The organism is Streptomyces sp. NPDC004435 (genome assembly GCF_042873895.1).
In the GTDB taxonomy this organism is placed as follows: domain Bacteria; phylum Actinomycetota; class Actinomycetes; order Streptomycetales; family Streptomycetaceae; genus Streptomyces.
Map to the genome: position 1 here is coordinate 670,618 of NZ_JBIAMB010000001.1, position 11,045 is coordinate 681,662.

At 73.0% G+C, this 11,045-nt stretch carries 10 protein-coding genes; 3 read left to right on the plus strand and 7 right to left on the minus strand.

Going from position 1 to position 11,045, the window contains the following annotated elements; genetic code table 11:
* Positions 1-20 precede the first annotated feature (20 nt).
* Positions 21-1,268 carry a peptidoglycan-binding protein gene (locus tag ACFYT9_RS02965; protein ID WP_389160549.1) on the minus strand — a complete coding sequence of 416 codons (1,248 nt, stop codon included), beginning with the start codon at positions 1,266-1,268 and terminating at the stop codon, positions 21-23.
* Between the two features lie 162 nt (positions 1,269-1,430).
* On the opposite strand from ACFYT9_RS02965, the gene ACFYT9_RS02970 reads away from it, so the two are divergent.
* Together ACFYT9_RS02970 and ACFYT9_RS02975 are read left to right on the plus strand one after the other, a co-directional pair.
* Positions 1,431-3,506 (plus strand): DHA2 family efflux MFS transporter permease subunit, encoded by a 2,076-nt coding sequence (locus ACFYT9_RS02970; RefSeq protein ID WP_389160551.1) that lies wholly within the window; start codon positions 1,431-1,433, stop codon positions 3,504-3,506.
* 151 nt (positions 3,507-3,657) lie between these two features.
* Positions 3,658-4,482, plus strand: coding sequence for a hypothetical protein (locus tag ACFYT9_RS02975; protein ID WP_389160553.1), 825 nt, complete (start codon positions 3,658-3,660; stop codon positions 4,480-4,482).
* A 42-nt stretch (positions 4,483-4,524) separates the two neighbouring features.
* Here ACFYT9_RS02975 and ACFYT9_RS02980 read toward each other — a convergent pair whose 3' ends face one another.
* From ACFYT9_RS02980 to ACFYT9_RS03000, 5 genes are all read right to left on the minus strand, one after another.
* Positions 4,525-5,013, minus strand: a complete 489-nt coding sequence (locus ACFYT9_RS02980; RefSeq protein ID WP_389160554.1) for a GNAT family N-acetyltransferase — start codon at positions 5,011-5,013, stop codon at positions 4,525-4,527.
* Between the two features lie 33 nt (positions 5,014-5,046).
* Complete coding sequence (locus ACFYT9_RS02985) at positions 5,047-5,373, minus strand: antibiotic biosynthesis monooxygenase family protein (RefSeq protein ID WP_389160556.1); 327 nt, start codon at positions 5,371-5,373, stop codon at positions 5,047-5,049.
* Between the two features lie 67 nt (positions 5,374-5,440).
* Entirely contained in the window at positions 5,441-6,109 is a 669-nt protein-coding gene (locus ACFYT9_RS02990) for an O-methyltransferase (protein WP_389160557.1), read from the minus strand.
* Between the two features lie 85 nt (positions 6,110-6,194).
* Positions 6,195-7,280 (minus strand): DUF2330 domain-containing protein, encoded by a 1,086-nt coding sequence (locus ACFYT9_RS02995; protein WP_389160559.1) that lies wholly within the window; start codon positions 7,278-7,280, stop codon positions 6,195-6,197.
* A 107-nt stretch (positions 7,281-7,387) separates the two neighbouring features.
* Entirely contained in the window at positions 7,388-8,647 is a 1,260-nt protein-coding gene (locus tag ACFYT9_RS03000) for a cytochrome P450 (protein WP_376604072.1), read from the minus strand.
* 300 nt (positions 8,648-8,947) lie between these two features.
* Here ACFYT9_RS03000 and ACFYT9_RS03005 point away from each other — a divergent pair, with 300 nt between their 5' ends.
* Positions 8,948-10,126: a steroid 3-ketoacyl-CoA thiolase gene (locus ACFYT9_RS03005; RefSeq protein WP_389160560.1), complete on the plus strand. Its 1,179-nt coding sequence runs from the start codon at positions 8,948-8,950 to the stop codon at positions 10,124-10,126.
* A gap of 364 nt (positions 10,127-10,490) precedes the next feature.
* Here ACFYT9_RS03005 and ACFYT9_RS03010 read toward each other — a convergent pair whose 3' ends face one another.
* Positions 10,491-10,892, minus strand: coding sequence for a transglycosylase SLT domain-containing protein (locus ACFYT9_RS03010; protein WP_376604625.1), 402 nt, complete (start codon positions 10,890-10,892; stop codon positions 10,491-10,493).
* Positions 10,893-11,045: the final 153 nt, after the last annotated feature.

Below are 11,045 nucleotides of genomic sequence, written 5' to 3' on the forward strand. Positions count from 1 at the left end.
TCGCCCCCCTGTGACCTTCGTCAGCCGTGGTCGTAGTAGTCCTCGGTGTCCCGCTCCAGCTCGCGCCGCGTGTGGGGGCCGTACACGCCCTCCGTGTCCTTCAGCCGCCAGAAACGGCTCTGGTACTGGATCAGCGCGCCGCGCAGGCTCTCGTCGAACACCCCGTCCGCCTCCTCCAGGTACACCCACAGGATCCGCAGGCGCAGCTGGAGCTCCCGCACCTCGGGTCCCGTGTCGCCGACGCTCAGGGCCGCCCCCTCGGGGGCGTCCGTGTGGGTGGGGGTGGGGGAGGCGGTCGTCGGGGCGGAGGAGGTCTCCGGGGTCCCGGCCGGGCTCTCCGAGGCGGCCGCGCCGCCGGTCGCGGACGGCGAACCGGTGACCGTCGGCGCCGCCGACGCGGACACCGGCGCCGAGGCGGACGCGGAGGTGGAAGCGGAGGAGGACGGGGACGGGGAGGCCGACGCCGTCGTGGGGGTCGCCGTCGGGGAGGACGAGCTCGGGGACGGTGTCCGGGAGGGCGTGCGGCTCGGCGACGGTCCGCCGGAGGACGTCGTCTCCTCGGGGACGGCGAGGTTCAGGGACGCGCTGGTGACCACCTCGGGGGCCAGCGACCGGTCGGCGGTCCCGCCGCCGCTCAGCACCGCCGCCGCCAGCGCGGCCGTGCCGACCACGGCCACCGCCGCGACGCCCACGACCACACCGCCGCGCCGCCGGCCCTTCCGTCCGTCCCGGGCCCCGGCCGGAGCCGGCCCGGAGTCGCGCACCCCGCCGCCGGCCCCGCCCAGCAGCAGCGGCATCGTCTCGTGCGCGCCGCCCTCGGAGCCGTACGGAGAGGAGTCGTACGGAGAGGAGTCGTACGGAGAGGAGTCGTACGGAGAGGACGGGCCCGGAGAGGAGTCGTACGAGGAAGCGCCGTACGGAGCACCCTCGTGCCCGTGCCCGTGCCCGTGCCCCTGCCCCTGCCCGTGCCCGTGCCCGGCCGCCCCGGCCCGTACCGCCCGCAGCTGAGTCGTCGGCGGGTCACCCCCGTCACCCGCCCCGTCCGGCCCGCCCGCGACGGCCCCGCCCGCCCCGCCGGGGACAGCCCCGCCCGGCCCATCAGGCCCGCCCCGTCCGTCCGCCCCGCCCCCCGGCTCCTCCTGCGCGTCCAGGGTCACGTACGGCCTGATGCGGAGCGGGTCGAAGTCCTCGGCCGCCGCCAGCTCCGCGCGTGCGCAGGCGCAGCCCGGTCTCTGTCCGCCACATTCAGGACATGCCTGTCCGGTCATGATCTGTCCCCTCCCCAAGCAACTGGCAGTGATTATGCAGGCCACCCGCACAGCACCCCCCGCCGCCGGGTGAACACCCGTACCCTCCGCAGGCCATATCCGGACATTCGACTCAGGATGGAGACCACGCCCGGGAGCGACGCGACGCGCAGGGAGACGCCCATGGCCCAGGAGACCAGTCCGCCTCAGCTCGGCGGGGAGCCCGCTCCCGTCCCCGGCGAGGGGCAGAGCCACCGCACCGTCCTCGTCGCGATCGGGGCGCTGCTGCTGGGCATGCTGCTCGCCGCCCTCGACCAGACCATCGTCTCCACCGCCCTGCCGACGATCGTCAGCGAGCTCGGCGGCATGGAGCACCTCTCCTGGGTGGTCACCGCCTACATGCTCGCCTCCACGGCCGCCACCCCGCTCTGGGGCAAGCTGGGCGACCAGTACGGGCGGAAGAAGCTCTTCCAGGCCGCGATCGTCCTCTTCCTCATCGGCTCCGCGCTCTGCGGCATCGCGCAGGACATGCCCCAGCTGATCGCCTTCCGCGCGGTCCAGGGCCTCGGCGGCGGCGGTCTGATGGTGCTCTCGATGGCGATCGTCGGGGACCTCGTCTCACCCCGGGAGCGCGGTAAGTACCAGGGGCTCTTCGGGGCCGTCTTCGGCGCCACCAGCGTCCTCGGGCCGCTGCTCGGCGGGCTCTTCACCCAGCACCTCTCCTGGCGCTGGGTCTTCTACATCAACCTCCCGATCGGCGTCGTCGCGCTCTTCGTCATCGCCGCCGTCCTGCACATCCCGGTCCGCTCCACCCGCCACACCATCGACTACCTCGGCACCTTCCTCATCGCCTCGGTCGCCACCTGCCTGGTCCTCGTCGCCTCCCTCGGCGGCACCACCTGGGCGTGGGGATCACCGCAGATCATCGGCCTCGCCGTGCTCGGCGCCGTCCTCCTCGTCTGCTTCGTGGCCGTCGAGCGGCGGGCCGCCGAACCCGTCCTGCCGCTCAAGCTCTTCCGGATCCGGACCTTCACGCTGGTCTCGGTCATCAGCTTCGTCGTCGGCTTCGCGATGTTCGGCGCGATGACCTACCTGCCGACCTTCCTCCAGGTCGTCCAGGGCGTCACCCCCACCATGTCCGGCGTCCACATGCTGCCGATGGTCGTCGGCCTGCTGCTCACCTCGACCGTCTCCGGCCAGATCGTGTCGCGGACGGGCCGCTGGAAGGTCTTCCCCCTCGCCGGCACCGCCGTCACCGGCCTCGGGCTGCTCCTCCTCAACGAGCTGACCGAGACCACGCCCACCTGGGAGATGAGCCTCTACTTCTTCGTCTTCGGCGCCGGGCTCGGCCTGGTCATGCAGGTGCTCGTCCTCGTCGTGCAGAACGCTGTCGGATACGAGGACCTGGGCGTCGCCACCTCCGGCGCGACCTTCTTCCGCTCCATCGGCGCGTCCTTCGGCGTCGCCGTCTTCGGCACGATCTTCACCAACCGTCTCACCCACAAGCTGGAGGACGTCTTCGCCCGGGCCGCGGAGAGCGGTACGGCGCTCCCGCCGGGCACCGGACCCGACCAGGTCGCCGCCGACCCGCGCGCCGTCGCACAGCTCCCGACCGAACTGCGGTCCGAGGTCCTCCACGCGTACGCCACCTCCATCACGGACGTGTTCCTCTACGCGGCGCCGGTCGTCCTCGTCGCCTTCGTCGTCGCCTGGTTCCTCAAGGAGGACCCCCTCCGCGGCTCCGTGACCGCCCCCGACACCAGCCAGACCCTCGCCTCCAACCCCGTCGAGCGCTCCTCGTACGAGGAGGCCGCCCGCGCCCTGTCGGTGCTCGGCTCCCGCGAGGGCCGCAAGGAGATCTACGAGACGATCACCGCCCGCGCGGGACTCGACCTGCGCCCCGCCGCCAGCTGGCTGCTGCTCCGCATCCGCCGCCACGGCACCGTGGAACCCGCGCGGCTCGCCGAGGCCGCCCCCGTGCCGCTGCGGGTCGTCACCGACGCGGCCCGGGAGGTCGAGGAGCGGCAGCTCGCCCGGCGCGAGGGGCTCCAGCTGGTCCTCACCGAGGAGGGCGTCCTGGCCGCCGTCCGCCTCGCGAAGGCCCGCGAGGAGTCCCTCGCCGAACTCCTCGGCGACTGGTGGGGTCCCGACCGCCCCACGGATCTGGTGAAACTGGTCGAGGAGCTCAACGCCGAGCTCTGCGGCTCCGACGCGGAACGCCCCCGCTCCCCGGAACCGCCCCGCGACCACCGGGCCTGACCCCTCCGGGACCGCCCGAACGCGTCCTGGGGGAAACCGGCATGACGGGTCCTCAGCGCGGCTCGGTACCCTGACCAGCCGAAGATCGATTCGTGGGTGCGCGGATACGCGGATACCCGGAGAACACGGACACACAGGGGGACGGGGCAGGATGAGCAGCCACGAGCCGGGCCGGGACTGGCCGCCGCAGGGACACCCGCCGCAGGCGCCGGGGTACGGGGCCTACGGCACCCCGCCGCCCCCGAACAACCCGCCGCCCCCGCACAACCCGCCGCTCCCGGGCGCCCCGCCGCTCCCGGGCCACCCGCCCGTCCGGCAGCCGTCGCACAGGGGTGCCTGGATCGGCGCGGCGGCCACGCTGGTGGCGGCCATGATCGGCGTCGTCGGCACCTACCTGGTGAACACGCGCGACGACGGCCCCGAGGCTGCGCCGGCCCCCGCGCCGACCTCGGCGAGCCCCACGGCCGACGACAAGCCCGCGACGGACGCCACCGAGGGCCAGGAAGCCTCGGAGTCCCCGGAGACACCGACGGCCACCACCGCACCGCCCACCACCGCACCGCCCACCACCGCGCCGACCACCCCCTCCGGTCCGCCGCCCGGGACGGTCGCCTGGCAGGGCACGCTGGTCATCACGTACGTCGACGACAAGGACCTCGACGCGGCGCCGCCGGTGGAGTCCGAGATCAACGGCGACAACGACTTCGCCGTCTACCCGTTCGGCGACCACATGCTGCGGCCCGACAACGGCGCCAAGGCACTCGTGTGGAAGGGCTCGGCGAAGGCGCCGTCGGACACCGACTGCCGGGGCGTCGTCGACACCCAGGCCACCTCGAACGACATCCCCATCAAGACCGGCCTGCACATCTGCGGCCGCACCGGTGAGGGCCGGCTGGTCCGCCTGACCGTCAAGGAGCTGGCCGGCCAGGCGAGCGACACGAACGCCACCTTCGACGTCGTCGTCTGGAACGGCTGACGTGCGGGGAGACCGGGGCCAGGAGGCCAGGAGGCCAGGAGGCTAGGAGAGCTCCTTGCCGTACCAGATCTCCATGTACGGCCCCGAGCAGTACGCCGGGATCTCTCCGTAGCCGTGCCGCGCGTACAGCGCACGCGCCTCGACGAGGTCGAGGCGCGTGTTGAGGACGGTCCGGCGGGCGCCGAGCGTGCGGGCGGCCCGCTCCAGGCCGTCCATCAGCAGGTCGGCGCCGCCCAGGCCGCGGAAGGCGGGGCGGACGAAGACCCGGGTCAGCTCGGCCCGGTCGCGGTCCAGGAGGACGAGGCCGCCGCACGCGGCGGCCTTCCCCTCGTACCGCCCGACCAGGAACTCCCCGGCGGGCGGTGCGAGGAGCTCAAGACCCTCGTCGATCATTCCCTCGTCGTACTCGTCCTCGGACAGCACGCGGCCGTAGTAGCGTCCGGCGACATCGCCGAAGTAGTCGCGGCGCAACGCGGTGGCGTCCGGGGTGTCGACGCGCTCGGGGGAGAAGGTCCAGGTCATGCGGGCCATTCTGCGACCCGCACGACCGGCCGCGCCTCCGGATTACTTCGGGGACGCCTGCTGCACGACCTCGAACGACCACAGGGTGGAACCGGACGCGGCGGGCTTCGGCCGCTCGCCGCCCTCGCCCCCGGCGGCGCCCTGGTGGGCGGCCTTCATCGACCCGTTCATCCAGTTCTGGAAGTCCTCCTCGCTCCGCCAGCGCGTGTACACCAGGTACTGGTCGGTGCCCTCCAGCGGGCGCAGCAGCTCGAACCACTCGAAACCGTCCGAGCCCTCCACGGCCCCGGCCCGCGAAGCGAACCGCTGCTCCAGCACCTCCCGCTGCTCGGCCGGCACGGTCAGGACGTTGATCTTCACGATGCTCATGGGAGGAAGGATATGACCGGTACCTCCTCGGCGGGGCCGGCGGGGCCGGCGGGGCCGGAGGGGACGGTCAGGACGTGACGCGGGCGAGGAGGAGGCCGTCGTGGCCCTTGGTGCCGACCGTCTGGATCGCGGTGGCGTCGAGGCGGGGCTCGCGGGCGACGAGGTCGAACATGGCGCGGGTACCGGTGACGGCCGGGTCCGAGGGGTCCTCGGTGGCGACGCGGCCGCCCCGGACGACGTTGTCGACGACGATCAGGGTGCCGGGGCGGGAGAGCTCCAGGGCCCAGGTCACGTAGTGCGGGTTGTTCACCTTGTCGGCGTCGACGAAGACCAGGTCGAAGGGGCCCGCGCCCTCCTTCGCGAGGAGCGGGAGGGTGTCGAGGGCCGGGCCGGTGCGGACCTCGACCCGGTCGGCGAGGCCCGCCCGGGTGAGGTTGGCGCGGGCGACCTCGGCGTGCCGGGGGTCGTACTCCAGCGTGATCAGGCGGCCGTCCTCGGGCAGGGCGCGGGCCAGCCAGATCGTGCTGTACCCGCCGAGGGTGCCGATCTCCAGGATGCGTTGGGCCCCCTGGACCTGGGCGAGGAGGTTCAGGAGCTTGCCCTGGTTGGGGGCGACGGCGATCTCCGGGAGGCCCGCGGCCGTGGAGTCGGCGAGGGCGGCGGTGAGCGCCTCGTCGGCGGGAGCGAGCAGATCGGTGAGGTAGGCGTCGGTGGCCGTCCACTGAGGGTTCGTCATACGCCGACGGTACTGGGCGGGTTCGCCGGGCGCGCGTCGGTTCACGCCAGGTTCGGCGTACGGGCGGGGGTTCGCGGCCGGTCCGTCACGCGGGCGACGGCGCTCGGCGGCGGCGGTTCGCCCGTACGGTGAGGAGCACGGTCGTCACGGTGATCACCGCCGCGCCCAGGCCCGCCGTCAGCAGCCAGGCCGGCACGCCGGCGACGGTCAGCAGGCGGTCACGGTGGATCACCCGGCGGTACGGGGTGTCGGCGACGGCGCGCAGGACGTGGTCGTCGTCGATCCGGGACGGTTCGGGGAAGCGCTGTTCCAGGACGGTGAGATGGGCGGGCGCGCCGCCGGTGAGCGCGGCGACCGGGCCGTCGGGGCGGTCGATCCGGCCGGAGAAGGTGACCTCGGGGCGGTCGCCGCCGATCGCCGCGCGGGGCTCCATGCGGTGGTCGGCGAGGATCGACAGGCCGAGGGTCTGGGAGCCGGCGGCGAGCCGGGAGAGACGCATGGGATAGACGAGTTCGGTGGAGGCGAAGGTGATGCGGAGCGGGGTGAGTTCGCCGTAGAGCTGCTCGCCCCGCTCCTCCGGGGCGAGGCGGACGGCGACGTACTCCCACTTCCGCTCGACGTACGGCCGGAGTTCGGGGGTGAGCCGGTCGGGCAGCTCGAAGCCGTTGGCGCGCAGCCAGGTGCCGAGGGCCTCGGGGTCGGTGGCGGTGAGGCGGGCCACGTCGAAGGGGCCGAGCCGCTCGCGGCCGACGACGCCGACGGAGGCGCCGGGGGCCGCGCCGGCGGAGGCGCCGTCGCCGTAGCCGCCGTCGAAGGGCCAGTCGTCCTCGCGGGGCCAGAAGTAGGTGCGTTCGCGTTCCTCGGGGGCGGCGAGCTCTTCGAGGCGGTCGAAGAGCCCGGGGTCGCCGAGGGTGACGTCCGCCCGGTGCGGCACCGGCATGACCCAGGCGGCCTGGCGGGCGTTGCCGTGGACGCGGAAGCGCATGACGACGGTCTCGGTCCGTCCGTCCCAGTGGACGGCGGACTCCTCCCGGTCGACGCCGATGCGTTCCGACGGGCGCGTGATCATGGCTCCGCAGCCGCACGCCCAGGCGGGCGCGACGAGCGAGCCGAGCTGGAGCGCGAGCAGCGCGACGAGCGTGGTCAGGATTCTGTGTGTGGTCCCCCGCATGCCCGATCGGACGTGCGGGGGACGGCCGCGGTTCCGCCCCCCGTCGGCCGCCGGTTCCGCCCCCCCGTCGGGCGCGGGTTCCGCCCCCCGCCGCCCCCCGCTGACCGTCAGGCGGGTGCCGTCGTGCGGACGCGGAGTTCCTTGACGCCGTTGAGCCAGGCGGCCCGCAGCCGGCGCGGTTCGCCGACGAGGGTCAGGTCCGGCATGACGTCGGCGACGGCGTCGAAGATCAGCTCGATCTCCTTCACGGCGAGGGCCTTGCCGAGACAGAAGTGGGGTCCGCCGCCGCCGAAGCCGAGGTGCGGGTTGGGGTCGCGGCTGATGTCGAAGGCGCCCGGGTTCTCGAAGACCTCGGGGTCGTGGTTGGCGGAGGAGTAGAAGAGGCCGACCCGGTCGCCGCGCTTGATCTTCTGGCCGCCGAGCTCGGTGTCCTGGGTGGCGGTGCGCTGGAAGGAGACGACCGGGGAGGCCCAGCGGACGATCTCCTCGGCGGCGGTCGCGGGCCGCTCGCGCTTGTACAGCTCCCACTGGTCGGGGTGGGTGAGGAAGGCGTGCATGCCGTGGCTGATCGCGTTGCGGGTGGTTTCGTTGCCGGCCACGGCGAGCAGGAGGACGAAGAAGCCGAACTCGTCGGAGGAGAGGTTGCCTTGGCCCTCGGCGGCGACGAGCTGCGACACGATGTCCTTCGCGGGGCACTCCTTGCGCGCGGCGGCCATGTTCATCGCGTAGCTGATGATCTCCGTGGCGGCCTCGACGCCGACCTCCTCGGTGATGGCGTACTCGGGATCGTCGTACGCCACCATCTTGTTGGACCAGTCGAAGATCCGGGAGCGGTCCTCCTGGGGGACGCCGATGAGTTCGGCGATGGCCTGGAGGGGCAGCTCGACGGCGACCCGGGTGACGAAGTCGAAGGTGCCGTCGGGGTCTTCGGCGGCGGCGGCCCTGGCCTCGTCGGCGATCGCGCGGGCGCGGGTGCGCAGGACGGTCTCCAGGGTGCGGATCGCGCGCGGGGTGAAGCCGCGCTGGACGATCTGGCGGACCCGGGTGTGCTCGGGCGGGTCCATGTTGAGCATGATCAGCTTCTGGACCTCGATCTGGTCCCGTCCGATGTGCTCGTTGAAGCGGATCACGGCGGTGTTCTCGTGGGAGGAGAACAGCTCGGGGTGGGTGGAGACGTACTTGACGTCCGCGTGGCGGGTGACGGCCCAGTACCCCTCGTCGTCGAAGCCCGTGACGCCGCGCGGCTGGGGGCACCACCAGACCGGGGCGGTCTGCCGCAGCTCCGCGAACTCGGGGAGCGGGACGCGGCTGTGCAGCAGGTCGGGGTCGGTGGCGTCGAACCCTTCGGGGAGGTGGGGGCAGGTCATCGGCAACACGCTCCAATATCTGATGGGTCATCAGAAGTTGCCGGGAAAGGTAGTAACGAGTTCTACAAGTAGCAAGAGGTGCGGGCGGAATACGCCCCCCGTGCGCGCCCCCGGCGCCCTCGGAAGCCTCCGGGGGCCCTCCGAGCTCTCTCCGATGGGGAACTCCTGGCTCCCGGACCCTTGCGTACCGGCGGTAGCAGTCATAAGACTTCACTCAGAACTAGAACGCGTACTAGTTCTCCCATGACGCCGACCGGCAGGTGCCGGGACACCCCGCCCGGTCGAGGAGAGGACCAGCTCATGGCCGCGGAACCCGTCATCGTCGAAGCCGTACGCACCCCCATCGGCAAGCGCGGAGGCGCGCTCGCCAACCTCCACCCCGCCTACCTCCTGGGCGAGACCTATCGCGAACTCCTCGGCCGCACCGGCATCCCCGCCGACTGCGTCGAACAGATCGTCGGCGGCACGGTCACCCACGCCGGCGAGCAGTCCATGAACCCCGCGCGCACCGCCTGGCTGACCATGGGACTGCCGTACGAGACCGCCGCCACCACCGTCGACGCCCAGTGCGGGTCCTCCCAGCAGGCGAGCCACATGGTCGCCAACATGATCGCGGCCGGGGTCATCGACGTCGGCATCTCCTGCGGCGTCGAGGCCATGTCCCGCGTCCCGCTCGGCTCCGGCTCCAAGCACGGGCCCGGCAAGCCCTTCCCCGACGAGTGGAACGTGGACCTGCCCAACCAGTTCGAGGCCGCCGAGCGGATCGCCCGCCGCCGCGGCCTGACCCGCGAGCGGGTCGACTCGCTCGGTGTCATCTCCCAGGAGCGGGCCGCCGTCGCCTGGTCCGAGGAGCGGTTCAAGCGCGAGACCTTCGCCGTCCAGGTCCCGACCACCGAGGAGGAGCAGCACGCGGGTCAGGGCATGTGGCGGCTCGTCGACCGCGACGAGGGGCTCCGCGACACCAGCATGGAGGGGCTCGCCCGGCTCAAGCCGGTCATGCCCACCGCCGTCCACACCGCCGGCAACTCCTCCCAGATCTCCGACGGCGCCTCCGCCGTGATGTGGGCCTCCAAGCGCATGGCCCGCGCGCTGAAACTGCGCCCCCGGGCCCGGATCGTCGCCCAGGCGCTGGTCGGCTCGGATCCGCACTTCCACCTCGACGGGCCCATCGACGCGACCCGCGCGGTCCTCGGCAAGGCCGGTATGACCCTCCGGGACATCGACGTGGTCGAGATCAACGAGGCCTTCGCCTCGGTGGTGCTGAGCTGGGCGCAGGAGTTCGACAAGGACCTCGACGGCCTGGAGAAGGTCAACGTCAACGGCGGCGCCATCGCCCTCGGCCACCCGGTCGGCGCGACCGGCGCCCGGCTGATCGCCACGGCGCTGCACGAGCTGGAGCGGGCCGACAAGGAGTTCGCCCTGGTCACGATGTGCGCCGGCGGCGCGCTCGCCACCGGGACGATCATCCAGCGGCTGTAGCCGCGCCGCGGCCGGCGGTTCCACCAGACCTGGCAGGGGTGCCCGGGAAACCGCGGGGCCCCGCCCTTCCCGCCGGGGAGGGGCGGGGCCCCGCGCCCGTACCGCGCGACCGGCCGGCGGTCGCCCGCGTCCCCCTGGGGCCGATCGAGAGGGGGACCTGCGACCGCGCGGAAGACCGTGTCACCGACCGCGGTCGGCTGTGCGCTGCTGGTGGTGGTGGTGTGCGCGGGAGGCGGCCCGGGGGTAGGGGTGGACGCAGCGGCGGGGGTCGGGGGGTGGCAGGGGTGGCCGGAAACGCCGCAGGCCCCGCCCCTCCGTGAGGAGGGCGGGGCCTTGCGGGTGCGCGGGTGCGGCGTGGTGACTCTTAGTACCAGCCGTTGGCCTGCCAGAACGCCCAGGCGGCGTTCGGGGAGCCGTAGCGCTCGTTCATGTAGTTGAGGCCCCACTTGATCTGGGTGGCCGGGTTCGTCTTCCAGTCGGAACCGGCCGAGGACATCTTCGAGGCGGGCAGGGCCTGGACCAGGCCGTAGGCGCCGGACGAGGAGTTGGTCGCCTTGAAGTTCCAGCCGGACTCGTGCGAGACGATCTTGCTGAAGGCGTTGTACTGCGAAGCGGGGACGATGTCGCGGGCGAGCTCCTGCGGGCTGGCGGCGGAGGCCGTACCCGTCGTGCCGAGCACCGCACCGGAGGCGCCGAGAAGGACGGCGGCGGTGGCGGCGAAGGTCTTCTTGCGGGAAGCGGCACGAGTGGCGATCGAGCGGAACAAAACGTCTACCTAACGTTCGGGGACTGGGTCTCGCCGGGCGTCACGGCCGTTTCCGACCGATTCCGGCATGCCGGAACCAGGGCCCGGGGAACCCGGGAACTGGGGGGAACCGGCCTGCCGCGGTGCTTCGTGATGAGCACCTGCTGCCTGGCG

Coding starts and splice junctions, on each gene's coding strand:
- ACFYT9_RS02985 (WP_389160556.1), bottom strand. CDS start 5,373: ATGAGCATCGTGAAGATCAACGTCCTGACCGTGCCGGCCGAGCAGCGG.
- ACFYT9_RS02970 (WP_389160551.1), top strand. CDS start 1,431: ATGGCCCAGGAGACCAGTCCGCCTCAGCTCGGCGGGGAGCCCGCTCCC.
- ACFYT9_RS03005 (WP_389160560.1), top strand. CDS start 8,948: ATGGCCGCGGAACCCGTCATCGTCGAAGCCGTACGCACCCCCATCGGC.
- ACFYT9_RS02995 (WP_389160559.1), bottom strand. CDS start 7,280: ATGCGGGGGACCACACACAGAATCCTGACCACGCTCGTCGCGCTGCTC.
- ACFYT9_RS02965 (WP_389160549.1), bottom strand. CDS start 1,268: ATGACCGGACAGGCATGTCCTGAATGTGGCGGACAGAGACCGGGCTGC.
- ACFYT9_RS02975 (WP_389160553.1), top strand. CDS start 3,658: ATGAGCAGCCACGAGCCGGGCCGGGACTGGCCGCCGCAGGGACACCCG.
- ACFYT9_RS03000 (WP_376604072.1), bottom strand. CDS start 8,647: ATGACCTGCCCCCACCTCCCCGAAGGGTTCGACGCCACCGACCCCGAC.
- ACFYT9_RS02990 (WP_389160557.1), bottom strand. CDS start 6,109: ATGACGAACCCTCAGTGGACGGCCACCGACGCCTACCTCACCGATCTG.
- ACFYT9_RS02980 (WP_389160554.1), bottom strand. CDS start 5,013: ATGGCCCGCATGACCTGGACCTTCTCCCCCGAGCGCGTCGACACCCCG.